This is a genomic window from Vibrio sp. Vb2131 (genome assembly GCF_033338535.1).
Taxonomy (GTDB): Bacteria; Pseudomonadota; Gammaproteobacteria; order Enterobacterales; family Vibrionaceae; genus Vibrio; species Vibrio alginolyticus.
This window is the reverse complement of sequence record NZ_JAWOSW010000014.1, coordinates 56,366-75,212: the sequence shown is the minus strand read 5'-3', so window position 1 is coordinate 75,212 and position 18,847 is coordinate 56,366. Positions and strand designations below refer to the sequence as shown.

Sequence of the window (18,847 nt, the reverse complement as noted above, 5' to 3'; positions counted from 1 at the left end):
TCTCTACAACTTTCATTTATTGGGTTATGCCTCAGCACTTGCGTCTGTGACAGATTGTTCTGCTTTCAGGAATGCTTTGATTCCATCTAAGTCTCGCGTCCTTGGGATAGGTGGTAGGCTTCCGAGGAAAATACCACCATAGTCTCGCGTGACGAGGCGATTATCACAAATGATCAACGCACCGTGATCCTTCTGATCTCGAATTAATCGCCCGACTCCCTGCTTTAACGTAATCACTGCATCCGGGATTTGTACTTCAGCAAATGGTTCACCGCCACGTAATCGACAATCCTCGATACGGGCTTTGAGTAACGGATCGTCAGGGGCGGTAAACGGTAATTTGTCGATAATAACACAGCTCAGCGCATCACCTCTAACATCAATCCCTTCCCAGAAAGCGCCCGTCGCCACGAGTAAAGCGTTACCCAGTTCCATAAACTCCGCCAAGGTTTTCTGCTTACTCATCTCCCCTTGCATTAACACAGGCAGCTCAAGTACTTCTCGGAACTTCTCACCTAGTTCACGCATCATGCTGTGCGAGGTACATAAAAAGAAGCAGCGACCATCATTTTCTTCAATCACCGGAGCAAGCATTCGGACTAACTTATCCGCTAAGCCGTTACTGTTTGGCTCTGGCAAATACCTTGGCACACAAAGGCGCGCTTGTTTTTGATAATCAAAGGGGGACGGCAGAGAAAATTGCTTTGTAGGCTTGAGGCCAAGGCGCTCAGTAAAGTGCTTGAAGTCGCCCGATACGGCTAGGGTTGCTGACGTGAAAATCCACGCGCCTTGTTTAATCTCTATTTGCTCATGGAACTTGTCCGCGACAGAAAGAGGCGTAATGTGCAGAGCGAAATGACGAGGCGAGGTATCGTACCAGTATGAGTAACCGGTAATATCGACATCACAGACGCGGTCGATGCGGCCTTTGATCAAATTGGCTCGTTCAAAAGCGGTATCCAGTAATTGACTGCGCCCTAAAGCTATTTTGAGTACATCAATCGCCAATTCGAGGCTGTCAGTTAAGCGCAATAATTCTCGCTTAATAGAACCTGATTGCAACGCCTCACGCCAGTTGCCACGAAAGCCTGGCTCACCCAATACAATCCGCATGTCCATTGCGCTTTGCATGAGTTTGTCGCCCACTTTTTGCAATTGACGCATATCTTTGGCTTCGGTGCGATAGGCTATTTCAATGTCTTTGGCAAGATCGTGAATTTGGCGGCTTGAAACTGACTGGCCGAAATATTCGCTCGCAATATCTGGCAACTGATGAGCTTCATCAAAAATAAACACATCGGCTTCTGGAATCAGTTCACCAAATCCTGTCTCTTTGATCGCTAAATCAGCAAGAAATAAGTGATGGTTCACCACAACAATGTCGGAATCCATGGCTCGCTTACGCGCTTTCAATACAAAGCAATCGGTGTAGCTCGGACACTCTTTACCTAAACAGTTATCATTGGTTGAGGTGATGGTCGGAATGATCATGCTGTCTTCTGGCAGATCATCACAATCCCCAAGGTCACCTGTTTTGGTTTCTGATGACCAAGCACGCACTTTAACCAGTTGAGTTAATAACGTCGGGTCAGATTCATTAGTGTGGCTTTCGACCATTTGGCGGCTCAAACGATCCAAACACAGATAATTAGAACGCCCTTTTAATAACGCCACTTGGCCATAAAAACCAAGCGCATTGACCATGAGCGGTAAGTCACGATGGTACAACTGCTCTTGCAAGTTTTTCGAGCCTGTACTGATGATCACTTTTTTACCGCTTAACAGCGCAGGGACTAAGTAGGCGAAGGTCTTACCGGTTCCGGTTCCTGCCTCCACCACCAACTGGGTTTGATCTTTGATCGCACTGCTGACGGCTTCCGCCATATCGATTTGTGGCTGACGAGCTTGAAAGCCAGGAATGGCCTTACCTAACGCGCCATCAGAGGAAAAAGTTTTTGCGATCATGCTTGGTATTGAGTTTGAAAAATTATCGAGAGTATATCAGAGGAATAGGAGTGACATCAGCCCACAATCTGACCAGCTTGCGGCGACACGCGGATATTTTGTTGAAACCAACGTAAGAATAGATTATTTATGGTGAAACATGGCAGTACAGTTACACCCGCTAGGGAATAATAACAAATCCGTACTCTAAAATATTAATGCATGGAAGTACCTGATTTATGGAAAAGAAAACACTGTTGACCCACTGTTCTGACGCCCCGGGTCTCATCTCGAAAATTACTAATATCTGTTACAAGCACCAACTCAACATCGTTCACAATAACGAATTTGTTGATAATACCAGTGGCCACTTTTTCATGAGAACGGAGCTGGAGGGATACTTCAACGATCAAACGTTTCTTGCCGACTTGGAGCAAGCTCTCCCGCAAGGTGCTAAGCGTAAATTGGTTGGCTCTCGCCGTAAGCGCATCGTCATTCTCGTCACAAAAGAAGCGCATTGTTTAGGCGATATTCTGATGAAAACCTACGATGGTAGCCTAGATGTTGAGATCGCCGCTGTGGTGGGGAATTACGACAAACTGCAAACTCTCACTGAGCGCTTCGACATTCCTTACCACCACGTGACCCATGAAAACCTTAGCCGTGAAGAACACGAGCAGAAGATGCTAGAAGTGATCGATCAATACGATGCTGACTTTTTGGTGCTAGCTAAATACATGCGAGTATTAACGCCGACGTTTGTTGAGAAATATCACCACAAAATCATTAATATTCATCACAGCTTCTTACCTGCTTTTATTGGCGCGAAGCCATATCAACAAGCTTACGATCGCGGTGTGAAAATCATCGGTGCAACAGCACACTTCGTGACTAATGATTTAGATGAAGGGCCGATCATCAAGCAAGACGTAATTCCTGTCGACCATACATTCAATGCCCAAGATATGGCGCAAGCGGGACGCGATGTAGAGAAGAACGTATTGAGTAAGGCTTTGAATAAAGTGATCAATGACCACGTCTTTGTTTATGGAAATAAGACAGTGATCCTTTAAGTTCATCGCTTTTGAATGAAAGAAAGGGTTGCTCATTTGCAAACCTTTCTTCTTTCTAGTCGTTCAAAACTTGCTTATTCAGCCTGCTCAGACTCCACAATACGCTTAAGTGAATGCGGGTGCAGTTTGATACAAATGCCTTGGTACTTAAACGCCACTGTTGGGTTATTCAAGCGTTCGCCATCCCCTTTCGGGCTCGACAGTTTGATCTTCACACCCAGCTCTTCCAACTCATTAAAACGCGCCCCAAACGCTGGGTAAGTGTGTTTCAAGTCAGCAAGAAACTCGTCTGCAGTTTCGGCATGAGACGGAATCACAAACTCCACATGTTCCCAGCTTTCATTTGGGTAGATTTTGCCTTCCGCAGGGTATGGCAGTTCCAGACACTCAATCTTCCAACCACGGTTTTCCAACGCTTTGTCGAATTCGATAACGATGATTGGACGACCGTTGATTTTCGCTTGTGAAATCACCTTACCGTATTGATTCCATGCTTCATGCGCGGCTTTTGCTGTTTCAGTATCATTAATTCGCAGCGCAATATGGTCAGCTTGAGCAAAGCTCAGATCCAGTTTTAACAGGGATGCAAGCTCTTCAATCTTCGCCATAAATGCATCCAGATCTTGGATCATCAATTTAGGCGCTAGGCGTTTTTCAACTAGTTGAGTCGTCATTGTGGTTCTCTTTTGGGGCGATTTATCTCATTACTCTGAGCGCAATAGTAAACGCAAACCAAACCACATTTCCATTCAATCGAAAAAGTATAAATTTCCCCAATTCCTCTCTGTATGAAAAGCAATAAAGTTGTTATCATTAGCCCCATTTTTGTGAACTCCAACAGAACTCGGCACTTACTTCGCCGAGTTCTTCGTCCTTGAATTGAAGGAAACGCGTGTGAATATCCAAGCACTTATTAATGACAAAGTATCTCAGGCTCTAGAAGCCGCTGGCGCACCTGCAGGCAGTCCTGCGGCAGTACGCCAATCAGCAAAGCCACAATTTGGTGACTACCAAGCAAACGGCGTAATGGGCGTTGCTAAAAAACTGGGTACTAACCCACGAGAATTTGCACAGAAAGTACTGGATGTTCTAGACCTAGATGGTATTGCGAGCAAGACAGAAATCGCTGGCCCTGGTTTCATCAACATTTTCCTAAGCGAAGAGTTCCTAGCAAAACAAGCGGAAGCAGCACTGGCTGACTCACGTCTTGGCGTTGCAGAAGACGAAGCTCAAACTATCGTTGCTGACTACTCTGCACCAAACGTTGCTAAAGAAATGCACGTTGGTCACCTACGTTCAACCATCATCGGTGATGCGGTAGTACGTACTCTTGAGTTCCTAGGTCACAAAGTGATCCGTGCGAACCACATCGGCGACTGGGGTACTCAGTTCGGTATGCTCATCGCAAATCTTGAGCGTGTACAACAAGAGTCTGGCGAAGTTTCTATGGAACTTGCGGACCTTGAAGGCTTCTACCGCGAATCGAAAAAGCTGTACGATGAAGATGAAGACTTCGCAGTAAAGGCGCGAAACTACGTTGTGAAACTGCAAAGCGGTGACGAGTACTGTGCAGAAATGTGGAAAAAACTCGTTGATGTAACCATGATCCAAAACCAGCGCAACTACGACCGTCTAAACGTGTCACTGACTCGTGACGACGTGATGGGCGAGAGCATGTACAACGACATGCTTCCTAAGATCGTTGCAGACCTAAAAGAACAAGGTCTTGCCGTTGAAGATGATGGCGCGCAAGTTGTATTCCTAGATGAATACAAGAACAAAGATGGCGAACCAATGGGCGTTATCGTTCAAAAACGCGATGGCGGTTTCCTATACACAACAACAGACATCGCATGTGCAAAATATCGTTATGAAGAGCTAAGCGCAGACCGTGTGCTTTACTTCATCGACTCACGTCAACACCAGCACCTAATGCAAGCTTGGACAATTGTTCGTAAGGCAGGCTACGTACCTGAGTCAGTATCTCTTGAGCACCACGCGTTCGGCATGATGCTTGGTAAAGATGGTAAGCCATTCAAAACTCGTGCGGGTGGTACCGTTCGTCTTGCCGACCTTCTAGATGAAGCAGAAGTTCGTGCAGCACAACTGATCGAATCTAAAAACCCTGAACTAGATGCGGAAGAAAAAGAGAAGATCTCTAAAACAGTTGCAATGGCAGCGGTTAAATACTCTGACTTATCTAAACACCGTACGACTGACTACGTGTTCGATTGGGACAACATGTTAGCGTTTGAAGGTAACACAGCACCATACATGCAGTATGCATACACTCGCGTAGCTTCTATTTTCGCTAAAGCTGGTGTTGCTATGGACGCTCTCCAAGGTGACATCAAAATCACTGATGAGAAAGAGAAAGCACTTATTGCTAAACTTATGCAGTTCGAAGAAGCGGTTCAATCTGTCGCTCGCGAAGGCCAACCGCACATCATGTGTAGCTACCTATTCGAACTAGCAGGTCAGTTCTCTAGTTTCTACGAAGCATGCCCTATCCTAGTTGCTGAAGACGAAGCTGTGAAACAAAGCCGTCTGAAACTAGCAGCGCTAACAGCGAAGACCATCAAGCAAGGTCTGTCTCTACTAGGTATTGATACTCTAGAGCGTATGTAATCCGCTTTTACGTAGGTAGCTTAAGTAGCACAAGCTAAATGATGACAAAGGTTGACGTGAAAGCGTCAACCTTTTGTTTTATCTGGCGTATACTGATGTCATTCAATTCAAATCGGACAACATAATGAGTTTTGAACTGCACCCTCAACTGGCAAAAGACACCACCGTTATCGGCCACTTCCCACTGTGTGTGGCGCTTCTGCATAAAGATAACGCCGTGCCATGGGTTATCTTGGTCCCTAAACGTGCAAACCTAAAAGAGCTTCACCACTTGCCAATGCAAGAACAGCAACAGTTTTTGCTAGAGTCTCAAGCGGTAAGCCAAGCACTGGAAGCAACATTCCGTCCAGACAAGCTAAACCTTGGTGCGCTAGGTAATATGGTGCCACAGCTGCACATTCACCATATTGCTCGCTTCAAAGATGACGTAGCATGGCCGGGACCGGTTTGGGGGAACACCAAAGGTGAATTCCGTACAGAAGAAGAGCAAAACGAATTGCTTGGTCGTATTAAGAACGTGTTATCACTGAGCTCTATTTTCCAAAAAGCATAAGCACTGTAAGCGAAAATAATTCGCCTTTGAATACGGCTGAAATAGACAGAGAAAGATTAATACGTATTTGTAACAATCTTTCTCATTTTTCTGGGATTATCACTAAAATAAAACTTGTTTAGACTACCAGCTCAGTTAGAGAGGGTCATCATGAAACAAGTCTTCAACACATTCCGATACGTCAGCTGGATCGCCATCATCTGTTCTATGGCTGCTTCATTCTTGCTTTTTCTTATGGGTGCAGCAAAAACCTATTCAGCATTTGCGGTCTTCATTCTTAATCAAACACCTCCAGAAACACTCGCACATTTAGATAAAGCAGACATCGCGATCGCTTATTTGATCAAGTCACTGGATACATTTCTTGTCGCACTAGTTTTGTTCATCTTTGCTCACGGCATCTACACACTATTTATTTCCAACAAAGCTAAAGCGAAAACACAAGAGCAGTCGGTTTTGCATTGGATCAGAACCCCAAACATCGGCCATCTAAAAAACATTTTGGCTGAAGTCATCATCGTGATCTTGTTTGTGAAATTCTTAGAGCTCGTGCTGATTAACTTCGACAGCTTAGATTGGACGATCTTAACATTACCTATTTCGATTTTAGTTTTAAGTCTTGGTTTGAAGTTCCTAGGGTTAGGCGCGACTAAACACTCTGAAGAGCATTAATTTCGCTGTATTCACAAACAATAACCAGCAAAATAAAAGCCGCATCATTGCTGATGCGGCTTTGTCGTTTTTACGTGATAATTTTTAGGTGACTAATTTTGATAGTCGCTACATGGTGACTGTCAGAGACAAACCATCTTGTTTAGTCACTGAGTAGCGAACTCGAGTCACGTCATGAGCTTTATTAGTGTCAACTAAGCGGCTAACTTTACCCTTCTTAATCCACACGCTTAACATCGCGTCGGCGCCATCTTCACTCATCCCAAACTGTTTAGCCAGATCTGACTGGGAGACGGTTCCTTTGTCTGCAATGTATTGATAAAGCTCTTTTAAAATCATGCTATTTGCGCCTCTAATGCACCGTTTTGTTTCTTACCAACTTGTTTGAACACACGGTATGTGCCAAAGAAGATAGCTACGATCACAGCCATCCAAATACCACTTGTTACTGGGCTATCTGCGAAATGCGTCAATTGGTTGTAGAACGTCGCACATAGGTAAGCCAAACCCATTGTCCAAACCGCGATAAAGCGTGCGAACTTATGACCAAACTCACGTACGTAAGCACCCATCGCCGCCACACAAGGTGTGTACAGTAGGATAAAGATTAGGTAAGCAAATGCGGCATTACCAGAAGCAAACTGCGATTTGATGTTACCGAAGATAGAAGCATCGACTTCTTGCTCTTCTGCAACGGCATTTGAGTCAGTTAAGTCACCCACTTCAATACCTAGTGGATCTGAGTAGCTCAAACCGGCTAGGTTTTCAGGGATACTCATTACTGCCTCTTCTAGGCTGCCCATTAGATCAAATTCTGCGTCTTCACCGTCGCTTGGCGTAGTGTATAGACTGTTCAGCGTACCAACTACCGCCTCTTTTGCGAAGATACCAGTAATGATACCTACGGTCGCTGGCCAGTTGTCTTCTTGAACACCGATTGGTGAGAATACTGGAGTCACAACTTGCGCTGCTTTAGAAAGCACAGAGTTTTCGCTGTCTTCGTTACCAAAACTGCCATCAGTCCCCAATGAGTTGAAGAAACTCAGAATAGCAACAACGATAACGATGGTTTTACCTGCACCAAGTACAAAGCGCTTTAGCTTTTGCCAAGTTTTGATCACCACGTTTTGTAGCGTCGGAAGCTCGTAATCTGGCATTTCCATCAATAGGCTATCGCTGCTACCTGGGTAAAGCGTGTGCTTAAGGAAAAGACCTGTGAAGATCGCTGCCACAATACCAAGTAGGTAAAGTGCGAATACAATGTTCTGGCCAGAACCTGGGAAGAATGCCGCAGCGAATAGCGCGTATACAGGCAGACGAGCACCACATGACATAAATGGTGCCATAGAGGCAGCCAGTTTACGCTCACGTTCTTGGTCTAGAGTACGAGTTGCCATGATTGACGGTACGTTACAGCCAAAACCAAGAACCAACGGTACAAATGCTTTGCCCGGTAGGCCGATCTTCTGCATCACTTTATCTAGTACGAATGCTGCACGAGCCATGTAACCTGAGCTCTCAAGTACCGCTAGGAAGAGGTACAAACACGCGATAACCGGAATGAAGGTTGCAACCGTCTGGATACCTCCACCGATACCATCAGCAAGAACCGTCACTAACCACACAGGCAAATGACCGTCTAACAAGTGATGCCCACCATCAACCAACAATGCGCCCACACCAATGTCAAAAAAGTCGATAAATGCACTACCGATGTTAATCGAGAACATAAACATCAGGTACATAACAACAAAGAAGAAAGGAATTCCAATCCACTTGTTCAAAATAAACTGGTCGAGTCTTTCAGTCACACTACGACTTAACTTGCCTTCGCTTCGGCGAACTTTTTTACACTGTTCATGCAGATGCGTGTACTTAGTATCCGCGACATGCAAATCGATATCCAAATCTAACGTCGTAATGACTTCCAATACTTTGCTTCTATCAATATCAGAAAGACTATTGAGCACCATTGTGTCTTTTTCAAGCGCACGAATCGCTAGTGCACGATGAGCGACGGTTTGGTCGTTAAAAAGTGCGGAAACCGTTTGAATTGCCGACTCCATCTTCTCACCGTAATGCAAAGACAATTCCTTAAGTGGCACTCCTTGAACGATGGATTTATGAAGCTTTTCTTTAAACTCTGCCACTTGAGTTTTATTGGTTGCAGATAAACTGACAACCGGACAACCTAACGTTTTCTCAAGCTCTGCAACGTTAATCATCTGACGTTCACGCTTTAGCGCATCCATCTTGTTGAGGACAACAATCATAGGGCGACCAAGTTCGCGAAGTTGCAGCGTCATGTATAAGCTGCGCTCTAAACTTGTAGCATCCACCACGTTAATAATGAGATCAGCAGGATGAGTTAGAACCGCACGCGATGCGATGGATTCATCAATACTATTACTATCATTACCACTGTCTAATGAGTAAATACCCGGAAGGTCAGTGAGCAAAAACTCATCCCCAGCATGCTTGAATTGTCCCGTTTTCTTTTCAACCGTGACGCCTGCCCAGTTACCAACTTGCTGTTTTGCGCCAGTTAAACCATTAAATAGCGTCGTTTTACCACTATTAGGGTTACCTACGGTTAGCACTTGATATTGCATTACACTCGCTCCACTTCAATTTTCTGAGCAATTGTTTCTCGCAATGCGACAGACACACCACGGACTTCGACTTGTAAAGGATCGCCCATTGGCGCACGTCGAATCACTTTGACTTCTGTATTGGGAAGCAGCCCCATTACCATGAGTTTCTTTCTGATATCTGATGAAAGACCATCTAACAACCGAATCGTCACCGTATCGCCAGGATTAATCTCTGATAACTTCATAGTGGCCCTTAAGAGTATTGCTAATGAGAAATATTATTATTTAATAAGTTTAGGTTGCCAATATTACTCCCCTATACCCCTTCAATCCTTGTGTGAAATCAAAGATTCCGTAAATGTTTTCACGCTTTCAAACGTTAACTTCGTAAATTTCCTCTCGTTATTTACGTCAAAATTAACAATTACAAATGACACCTAACGAAACAAAAATGTCACAAACCAAGACAGAAAACAAAAAAATTCAAATTAAAACAATGGCTTAAGCAAAAAGCCAAACGTTGTCGCTTTTCTCATATAAACATGGCGTTATTTTTATAAGAAAAATAAGTAACCTCTCGTATAGTTACTCCATCGAGAGGGCAACCTCTCTAATAAATTCCAGAGGTGGCATGGCAACATGTCACTCCGGCAGCAAGCGAAGGTGTCCTTGACACCCGTGGTATAGTCCCCCCGGCTATACCACGATATTTTTTTTCACCTCTTTCAAAACTTCTTTACCTTATTCATCTTTTCAACACAGTTTTCGTTTTCACGAATGTCGCATGCCATCACTCCCCCAAATGAACCACGCTCTTTTGATACAGCAATACAACTGTCATTTATTTGTTGCAACTATCAGTAAATCATTCTCTTGAAGCCATTTATGCTTATTGCTATGAACATCGCGACTAACAGATAGAACGTGATCGTGCTTACGTGTTGAGAATGGATTTGTAGGCTAGATGTGATGAAGAAACAATGAAACTTACTGCGTTAGCAACTGCAGCAATAATAGAGCACTGTATGCAGCTCCCCAGCATCTTAACTATTAACTAGGGAGCGTATAATGAAGGTTTTCTAGTTAATTTCTTGGCTTTCTTGAGTCAAAGCAAACTTGGAAGGGGGCAAACCAAAATGCAGCTTAAACTTTTGGCTAAAGTAAGATGGATCATTAAAGCCACAGTTAAAGGCGACTTCACTGATTTTCTCACCCGCCAATAACTGTTCACACGCCGTTTCTAAACGAACCTCTGTGACATAGTCTTTTAACGTTCTTGACGAGGCAGATTTAAAACGCCTCTGCAAAGAGCGTTCAGACATATACAGCATTTTAGCGGCTGACGCAGTGCCAAATTCAGGATCATGGTAATGCTCTGCCACTAATTGATAGACTTTTTGCAACCACTCTTTCTCTGGTGTGACTTGATCTTCTGCAATAGTTACAGGATTGAGTTCTTGCTGCGGTTCATCCAGATAACTCCTTTCCTTCGCAGATGGCCATGTAATCTCGACTTTGTTTTGAGCATCAGAAGAGAAGACAGCCAAATAACCACCACTCGTTGTCACTAGTTGGGCAAGGTGGTCAATACTCAACTCAGAGTGATTTAAGTTAGATGGAAGCCCAGTCGCGACTTTATTAGGTAATTGCGTCCCGTAATCAAGAAAGCTCAATGACACAATATCATGCCCCTTTTCTAGCATAATTCTAACCGTTTGACCCCGGAAAGAGCGCTTGATGATATTGGCAAAAATGCTATTGAAAATAACATCAAGATTAAAACTTTCCAGAGCAACCCGGCTCTGCTTGCTCTCATCTTCTAGCTCTACCAAAATACCCGCTTTTGCAAAGTCATCTTGCCATACATCAACCACTGACTGAGTTATCTGACTCAAGTTGTAGTTCTGACTCCCACCACTTACATCACTTGGAACACTTTTGAGTTCATTTAACTGCCAATTCGTTTTAGCCAAATGATCCTCTGTCGCAGTATCGAGAGGCATAGGTAGTTTCGCCACAATAAAGTCGACGCTTGATTTTATGGATAGAGCTACATGGTCTACGAGTAGGTTTCTAACTTGAATCTGTTTACGTAATTGCTGGTTGCTCGTAAGCAACACTCTACTTTGATGTCTTAACTGATTCGTTTTGAGGGTCACTTGAGCTGCTAGATCACGGTTAGCCTGTACAACGTAGCGCGAGCGCCAGAATACGAGTACTGCAACGACCGCAATACTAGCTACGACAAAGCCTAAAATAGCAAATCGCGATAGATACCAAGGATGAAGGACGATAAAGTGAGATTCTAAACCAACGACTCCAGCGGCAACTTGAGACGCATTACTGACCTGCAAGTGATATTCACCGGAACTAAGGTGCTCGAGTGTCAGTTGGCCCCCCTCTAACGTTTGCCATGGGTCATCGTTGTTCAATCGATAGTACAAATTTTGACTGTCTGGTTTTGGCATCACACCGAATAAAAAACTCAGCGAAGATCCATATGGCAGTGTGAGCCCATTCAGATCGGCACTACCAACTTGCAGAACTTCATTTTCAAGCACAACTTGGCTAACAATAAACTTAGACTCTGGGGGATTAGATACAAGCAGCTTGGATGCTTCTGCTTTTACGAGTCCGTACTTCGACCCCAGAACAAGCTCTCGCTCACCAATTTCTGTCTGCTGTATAACGCTACAAATACCAGGGAGGAACTCATTGTTCATTAAGCCTGATGACGATGAGTAATGTTTCACTAACTCACCCGAAAGGTGGTAATAGCTTAAACCGACAGAGGAAGCTAACCATACACCTTGCCTGTCTCTGATCAAGCAAGCAGGTCTGGCGTTGGGTTCACTCATTTCAACAACACGTTTTTCATCGCTTCGTGTATCAGTTTTAAACACACCATAAGATGAAGCAAACCACTGGCTGCCATCAACCGCCGTGGTCATGTCTAATGATTCACCAAACTTTTCTGAAAAACGGATAAACTGGATGTTGTCATTACTGTATTGGTATACGCCATGATCGGTGCCTATTAATAGGGCATCTTCAATATCATATAGGCGCGTAACCTTAGCAGGCAAATACTGACTTACTAGCCACTCACTTCCAAAGTTTCGTACGCTTTGTGCAGCAGTATCAACATTGTAAAGATGGTATCCGCTTGATACCCAAAGACGGTCATCACCATCAACGGTCACATGCTCTACGGCATGTCCGGCCATAACCTGTAAATAAGGAAATGTAATCTTGTTGAGACCATTTAGATCAAATATTTCCAGCCCTTTTGAGGTTGCAAGCCAAAGCATGCCGTTTTGAAACGCAAATTCATTGATCTGCGACTCCAACTCTAAGACTTGGTTAATCCCACTCTTTCCTGAACGATAAATCTTTCGGTCATCAGCAAACCAAAGCGCACCATCAGGACCTTCAATAGTTTGCCGAATTCGTCCTGATAGGGTGTGTGAGTCATAACTACTAAAGGTCACTCGTTCAAATTTTTTACTAAATAGCGAGTAATAACGAATACCTTGGTTAGTCGCAATCCACATCCCTCCTATATTGTCGCTCAACAACGAATAAATCTTCGTGTTGTCTAACTCTAACTCAAGAAAACTTGCAGGCGCGACTTCGGTGACCTCACCTGAAAAAAATGAGTACAAATAAAGGCCATGCTCTGTCCCCACCCAATACTCTTGATTTGTCTCTGCGAATGTCAAAACATGTGAGCCGCCAATTCTAATCACTTCTTTATCAGGCTGGTAAATGTTGAAAATTAAAGCGCCACGCAATGTACCTATCAAAATTTCTCTTCGCGTGTGTGAATAATAGACTTTCTCAATGTAGTTTTGACCTGAGGCAGCGACATGGTCAAACTTATCACCTTCAGAAAGATAGAAGCCGGAAGTCGTTGCTAGTGCCCACTTCGTTTCAACTAGCACCGCATCATTAATGTAAACGTAGCTATTATTACTATGTTGATAGAGCTGCAATAGAGAGAAAGAGTTTAATTCGCTAGTGTCGATATTGTAGGTATAGAAATGCGCGCCATCACTCACCCAAATATAGTTCTTTGAAGACCCTATTTTTCTTATTTGTGAGCCTGGATTTAAACTAAAGACTAAACGTCGTTCCTGATTTGGATAGGTTCGATAGACCTCATTTTCAATAAAGGTCCAAAAAGCACCTTTATGATAAGCCAACTGCTTAGCCGACGTTTGTAGGAAGCTACCTGATTTAGGTAATATAGTTTGACCATCGTAAAACAGGACTCGTCCGTGTACGTCATGAATCCACAAACCGCCCTTTTCACCCAAGAACAACTTTTTAGCCGCGATAAAAGTACCCTTTGCCTGAGTTGGCAAAGGGTAAAAGATTGCATTTGCATTATGAAGCGCAAATGCTTGGTAGGATAAGACAAAGCCCAACAGAGCAAGGGCTAATTGGCGTAGCAAGACGAAAACCTTTTGTATCAATTTGTGCTCGGAAAGTGACCGTTCATCGTTTGTAAAGCATGGATTGATACGGTTATTTTGAGCTGATAATTATTGGTAATGATATCTCAATTACTTTCTGAGAAAAGGCTCGCCTTACCAAAGGTTGTAATTCTTACTACTGGATCACGTTAAAAAGACTACTCCTACATTACGACAGCACTTAATCTGACTTTTTGTTCAAGCATTGCTCAAAACTATTCGCCATATTGTTGAGAAAAGTAAAGTAACTGCCAGGTTTTGCTTCAATTGTACTCCCTAACGGGTCAAGCTCGCCTTTAGCGACGTCACTGCCTCTCATTACGCTCTGAACGACAGCCGGGGTAAACTGAGGTTCAGAAAATACACAAGCCACATCTCCACCACTTAGCTTTTGACGAATTTGAATTAAGGTCTTCGCTCCTGGCTTTCGTTCTGGGCTCACAGTAAAATGCCCCATTTGATTTAGTTCATAACGATCTTCGAAATAACCGTAAGCATCATGGAATACAAAGTAACCTTTGTTTTTTACTGGTGCCAGCTTCTGCTTTATCTGTTGGTCAGTGTCTTTTAGCTCGAGTTCAAACTTTTTGAGGTTCGCTTGATATTGAGCTGCATTTTCCGGATCAAGTGATACAAGTTGATTCACAACAGCCTTGGCCACTTGTTGTGCTTGGCTTACACCTAGCCAAAAGTGCGGATCATGTGAGCCATGATCGTGCCCATCATGGTCATGGTTGTGCTCACTATCAAATTCACGCAATTCTAGATTTGGAATTTGACTAATAGTCAAAGTATTCGATCTATCCGAAACAACTTTCTCTAGAAACGGTTCAAGATCATGTCCGTACCAAATAACCAAATCAGCCGAAGCGACCTTTTTAACATCCGATGGACGCAAAGCATAGTCATGGGGTGATGTGTTAGACTGCAATAGCACGTCTGGTGAAGTTACTCCTTGAGTAAGCTCTGTTACTAACAACTGAATAGGTTTGATACTCGTCAGTACCGTTACTGCCTGTGCTGGAAGTGTTAACATTGCTGAGGCAGCAAGAATTAATGCTCTTTTCATAGTTTTACTTGGGATATGGCGTGGAAAGTGAGATAATGTTACATTATAACATTATTGATTTGCAAATGAGTTTCATTCATGTCTTCCTTAGTCCATCTTGAGCAGTTATGCGTCGAGTTCGATGGCCGCAGAGTTCTCGATAACATTAGTATGGAATTAGAAAAGGGCAAAATAACTACCCTAATTGGTCCCAATGGAGCGGGAAAATCAACGTTAGTCAAAGTTATCTTAGGTCTTCAAAAGCCAACTAGCGGCAAGTTGAACCGACAAAGAAAACTGAAAATTGGTTACGTTCCTCAAAAGTTGAAGCTCAATGACTCCCTTCCATTGAATGTAACCCGCTTCCTAAATTTAGCAGGAAAATACAGTAAGCAGGAGTGCATTGATGCATTAAGGCTTGTTGGCGCTGAACATTTACTTAATAGTAATATGCATCGCTTATCCGGTGGTGAAAACCAACGAGTGTTACTGGCGCGCGCTCTGCTTCAGCGTCCTCAGCTATTAGTATTAGACGAACCAGCTCAGGGGGTGGATATCCAAGGTCAAATCGATCTCTATGACTTAATTGAGAGCATTCGTCACCGCTTTGATTGTGGCGTATTTATGGTATCGCATGACTTACATTTAGTGATGGCGAAAACGGACGATGTTATTTGTCTGCATCACCATGTTTGCTGCTCAGGTTCACCTGCCACTATTACTCAGCACCCTTCTTACATCGCACTATTTGGCAATGCAGCGAGAGAGTCTCTCGCGTTTTATCATCACGACCATGAGCACCATCATCACGATTTATCCGGAACGCCAGTAAGCGGTGATGCGACATCATGCTCCCACCATAAACACGGACATCACCATCATGATTGAGTTTCTCCTACCTTCTATTCTTGCTGGTATTGGTATCGCGATCATTGCCGGTCCACTTGGGTCATTTGTCGTTTGGCGTAAAATGGCTTACTTCGGAGATACCCTAGCTCATGCATCGTTAATGGGCTTAGCGCTGGGCTTCTTGCTCAACGTAAATCTCTACCTTGCGCTACTCGTCTGCTGTTTAGCTCTGGCCGTTTTGCTTGTCACTCTGCAAAAGCAACAACTTGTGGCTACAGACACGTTGTTAGGTATCTTGGCACACAGTGCACTCTCTATCGGTTTAGTATCGGTTAGCTTTTTGGAAAACGTGCGCGTCGATTTAATGAGCTACCTATTTGGGGACTTACTTGCCGTCTCTCCACAAGACCTGATGTTTATTTACGCTGGTGTTGTTGCGGTAAGTGCGTGTTTGTACGTCTTCTGGCGCCCACTGCTTTCTAGCACTGTTAGTGAAGAACTTGCCGCTGTTGAGGGCGTGAATACAGACTTAGTTAGATTGGTGTTAATGCTAATGGTGGGTGTAGTAATCGCAGTAGGTATGAAGTTCGTTGGCGCGTTGATCATGACTTCGCTCCTAATTATCCCAGCCGCAACAGCACGTAAAGTCTCTTCATCACCAGAGCAAATGGCATTGTTCGCATCCATTATTGGCTCAGTGGCAGTACTGATGGGGCTTAGCCTATCATGGCACTTCGATACACCGGCCGGCCCTTCTGTAGTGATCAGCGCAACATCCTTATTTATGCTGAGCCAGCTGATTAAAAGCAAAGCATAATCGCATTGAGCATTAAACGCGAAAGACCTTGCTAACAACAAACATAAACCCACGGAAACGGAAAAAGAAAGCCTGCGAAGTCGCAGGCTTTTTAATACTTATTAAGTAGTGTGGTCGATTACCAACCCGTCACTTCACGTAGACCTTGGCCAATCTCTGCTAGAGATTTCACAGTTTTAACGCCAGCCGCTTCTAGTGCAGCGAACTTGTCTTCAGCAGTACCTTTACCACCAGAGATAATCGCACCAGCATGGCCCATACGCTTACCAGGAGGCGCAGTTACACCAGCAATGTAAGAAACCACTGGCTTCGTTACATTTTCTTTAATGTATGCTGCTGCTTCTTCTTCTGCAGTACCACCGATCTCACCGATCATAACGATCGCTTCTGTCTCAGGGTCTTCTTGGAACAGTTTTAGGATATCAATGAAGTTTGAACCCGGGATTGGGTCACCACCGATACCAACACAAGTAGACTGGCCGAAACCTTCGTCAGTGGTTTGTTTAACTGCTTCGTAAGTTAGAGTACCGCTACGAGATACAATACCTACTTTGCCTTTCTTGTGGATGTGACCAGGCATGATACCGATCTTACACTCATCAGGAGTGATAACGCCCGGACAGTTAGGACCAATCATGCGAACGCCAGTTTCTTCTAGCTTCACTTTTACGTCGATCATATCTGTAGTAGGGATACCTTCAGTAATCGTTACGATTAGCTCGATACCCGCGTCAATCGCTTCTAGGATTGCATCTTTACAGAAAGGTGCTGGTACGTAGATGACTGTCGCTGTTGCGCCAGTCGCTTCTACTGCTTCACGAACTGTGTTGAATACAGGAAGACCTAGGTGAGTTTGGCCACCTTTACCTGGAGACACACCGCCAACCATTTGCGTACCGTATGCGATAGCTTGCTCTGAGTGGAAAGTACCTTGACCACCAGTGAACCCCTGACAGATTACTTTAGTGTCTTTGTTAATTAATACAGACATTATTTAGCCTCCGCAGCAGCAACAACTTTCTGAGCAGCATCAGTTAGCGACTCAGCAGCAATGATATCAACATCAGAATTAGCAAGAACTTCGCGACCTAGGTCAGCGTTAGTACCTTCAAGACGAACAACAACAGGTACGCTTACGCCAACCTCTTTAACCGCACCGATAATACCTTCTGCAATCATGTCACAACGTACAATACCACCGAAGATGTTAACAAGTACCGCTTTCACATTGTCATCAGATAGAATGATCTTGAAAGCTTCAGCAACACGCTCTTTCGTCGCGCCGCCACCTACATCTAAGAAGTTAGCTGGTTTGCCGCCGTGTAGGTTTACGATATCCATCGTACCCATTGCTAGGCCTGCACCGTTAACCATACAGCCAACGTTACCGTCTAGTGCTACGTAGTTCAGCTCCCACTGAGCTGCGTGTGCTTCACGCTCATCTTCTTGTGAAGGATCGTGCATTTCACGAAGCTTAGGCTGACGATACAGTGCGTTTGAGTCGATGTTGATCTTACCGTCAAGACATAGCAAGTTGCCTTCGCCAGTAACCACAAGTGGGTTGATCTCTAGCAGAGCAAGATCGTACTGAGAGAACATAGTGCCAAGACCCATAAAGATCTTAACGAATTGTTTGATTTGGTCGCCTTCAAGACCAAGTTTGAACGCTAGCTCACGACCTTGGTAAGCTTGTGGACCTACTAGTGGGTCAATTGCTGCTTTGTGGATGAGTTCCGGCGTTTCTTCCGCAACTTTTTCAATTTCCACACCACCTTCGGTAGAAGCCATGAAAACGATCTTACGGCTAGCACGGTCAACTACCGCACCTAGGTATAGTTCGTTCGCAATATTTGAAGCTTCTTCAACAAGGATTTTTGTTACTGGCTGACCGTTAGCGTCAGTTTGGTAAGTTACTAGGTTTTTACCTAACCACTTCTGTGCAAACTCTTTAACGCCTTCTTTTGTATCGTGTAGCTCTACGCCACCCGCTTTACCACGGCCACCAGCGTGAACCTGACATTTAACTACTTTCTTGGCTGTACTAATACGGCCTGCGGCTTCAAAAGCTTCTTGTGGTGTATCACACGCGTAGCCTTCTGGCACAGGCAAACCGAATTCTGCAAACAGCTGTTTGGCTTGGTATTCATGCAAATTCATTTCGATATTCCGTTTGTTTTTCCCTTAAGGGATT

The 18,847-nt window shown here is 44.2% G+C and carries 15 protein-coding genes; 6 read left to right on the top strand and 9 right to left on the bottom strand.

Translation table 11 applies throughout. The annotated features are described in order from the left end of the window. Positions 1 to 24: 24 nt before the first annotated feature. Positions 25 to 1,965, bottom strand: coding sequence for an ATP-dependent DNA helicase (locus R7E38_RS15535; protein WP_005382210.1), 1,941 nt, complete (start codon positions 1,963 to 1,965; stop codon positions 25 to 27). Positions 1,966 to 2,183: 218 nt separating this feature from the next. Between R7E38_RS15535 and purU the strand changes: the two genes are divergently transcribed. Then, the gene (gene purU / locus R7E38_RS15530) at positions 2,184 to 3,017 is read left to right on the top strand and encodes a formyltetrahydrofolate deformylase (RefSeq protein ID WP_226083841.1); all 834 of its coding nucleotides are present in this window, start codon (positions 2,184 to 2,186) and stop codon (positions 3,015 to 3,017) included. Positions 3,018 to 3,091: 74 nt separating this feature from the next. Here the strand turns inward: purU and R7E38_RS15525 are convergent, their stop codons facing one another. Further along, the gene (locus R7E38_RS15525; RefSeq protein ID WP_226083840.1) at positions 3,092 to 3,691 is read right to left on the bottom strand and encodes a VOC family protein; all 600 of its coding nucleotides are present in this window, start codon (positions 3,689 to 3,691) and stop codon (positions 3,092 to 3,094) included. Between the two features lie 220 nt (positions 3,692 to 3,911). Here R7E38_RS15525 and argS point away from each other — a divergent pair, with 220 nt between their 5' ends. The 3 genes from argS (at position 3,912) to R7E38_RS15510 (ending at position 6,870) form a co-directional block, all read left to right on the top strand. Further along, positions 3,912 to 5,645 carry an arginine--tRNA ligase gene (gene argS, locus R7E38_RS15520; RefSeq protein ID WP_054576704.1) on the top strand — a complete coding sequence of 578 codons (1,734 nt, stop codon included), beginning with the start codon at positions 3,912 to 3,914 and terminating at the stop codon, positions 5,643 to 5,645. Positions 5,646 to 5,769: 124 nt separating this feature from the next. Continuing rightward, positions 5,770 to 6,198, top strand: a complete 429-nt coding sequence (locus tag R7E38_RS15515) for an HIT family protein (protein WP_005382194.1) — start codon at positions 5,770 to 5,772, stop codon at positions 6,196 to 6,198. Positions 6,199 to 6,348: 150 nt separating this feature from the next. Further along, complete coding sequence (locus R7E38_RS15510; protein ID WP_213964194.1) at positions 6,349 to 6,870, top strand: YqhA family protein; 522 nt, start codon at positions 6,349 to 6,351, stop codon at positions 6,868 to 6,870. A 108-nt stretch (positions 6,871 to 6,978) separates the two neighbouring features. Here the strand turns inward: R7E38_RS15510 and R7E38_RS15505 are convergent, their stop codons facing one another. From R7E38_RS15505 to znuA, 5 genes are all read right to left on the bottom strand, one after another. Further along, positions 6,979 to 7,209, bottom strand: coding sequence for a FeoC-like transcriptional regulator (locus R7E38_RS15505; RefSeq protein WP_053303289.1), 231 nt, complete (start codon positions 7,207 to 7,209; stop codon positions 6,979 to 6,981). Next, positions 7,206 to 9,482, bottom strand: a complete 2,277-nt coding sequence (gene feoB / locus R7E38_RS15500) for a Fe(2+) transporter permease subunit FeoB (RefSeq protein ID WP_226083839.1) — start codon at positions 9,480 to 9,482, stop codon at positions 7,206 to 7,208. Before feoB ends, R7E38_RS15505 begins: the two co-directional genes overlap by 4 nt. Beyond that, positions 9,482 to 9,709, bottom strand: a complete 228-nt coding sequence (locus R7E38_RS15495; RefSeq protein WP_005382190.1) for a FeoA family protein — start codon at positions 9,707 to 9,709, stop codon at positions 9,482 to 9,484. Before R7E38_RS15495 ends, feoB begins: the two co-directional genes overlap by 1 nt. 834 nt (positions 9,710 to 10,543) lie before the next feature. Continuing rightward, complete coding sequence (locus R7E38_RS15490) at positions 10,544 to 13,921, bottom strand: AraC family transcriptional regulator (RefSeq protein ID WP_064353711.1); 3,378 nt, start codon at positions 13,919 to 13,921, stop codon at positions 10,544 to 10,546. Between the two features lie 202 nt (positions 13,922 to 14,123). Continuing rightward, the gene (gene znuA / locus R7E38_RS15485; RefSeq protein ID WP_033906913.1) at positions 14,124 to 15,011 is read right to left on the bottom strand and encodes a zinc ABC transporter substrate-binding protein ZnuA; all 888 of its coding nucleotides are present in this window, start codon (positions 15,009 to 15,011) and stop codon (positions 14,124 to 14,126) included. A gap of 78 nt (positions 15,012 to 15,089) precedes the next feature. On the opposite strand from znuA, the gene znuC reads away from it, so the two are divergent. Together znuC and znuB are read left to right on the top strand one after the other, a co-directional pair. Next, positions 15,090 to 15,878, top strand: coding sequence for a zinc ABC transporter ATP-binding protein ZnuC (gene znuC / locus R7E38_RS15480; protein WP_005382185.1), 789 nt, complete (start codon positions 15,090 to 15,092; stop codon positions 15,876 to 15,878). Next, positions 15,871 to 16,656, top strand: coding sequence for a zinc ABC transporter permease subunit ZnuB (gene znuB, locus R7E38_RS15475; RefSeq protein WP_005382183.1), 786 nt, complete (start codon positions 15,871 to 15,873; stop codon positions 16,654 to 16,656). The genes znuC and znuB overlap by 8 nt, the downstream gene beginning before the upstream one ends. Positions 16,657 to 16,774: 118 nt before the next feature. Here znuB and sucD read toward each other — a convergent pair whose 3' ends face one another. Then, positions 16,775 to 17,647: a succinate--CoA ligase subunit alpha gene (gene sucD / locus R7E38_RS15470; protein WP_005382181.1), complete on the bottom strand. Its 873-nt coding sequence runs from the start codon at positions 17,645 to 17,647 to the stop codon at positions 16,775 to 16,777. After that, complete coding sequence (sucC, locus tag R7E38_RS15465) at positions 17,647 to 18,813, bottom strand: ADP-forming succinate--CoA ligase subunit beta (protein WP_226083838.1); 1,167 nt, start codon at positions 18,811 to 18,813, stop codon at positions 17,647 to 17,649. Before sucC ends, sucD begins: the two co-directional genes overlap by 1 nt. Positions 18,814 to 18,847: the final 34 nt, after the last annotated feature.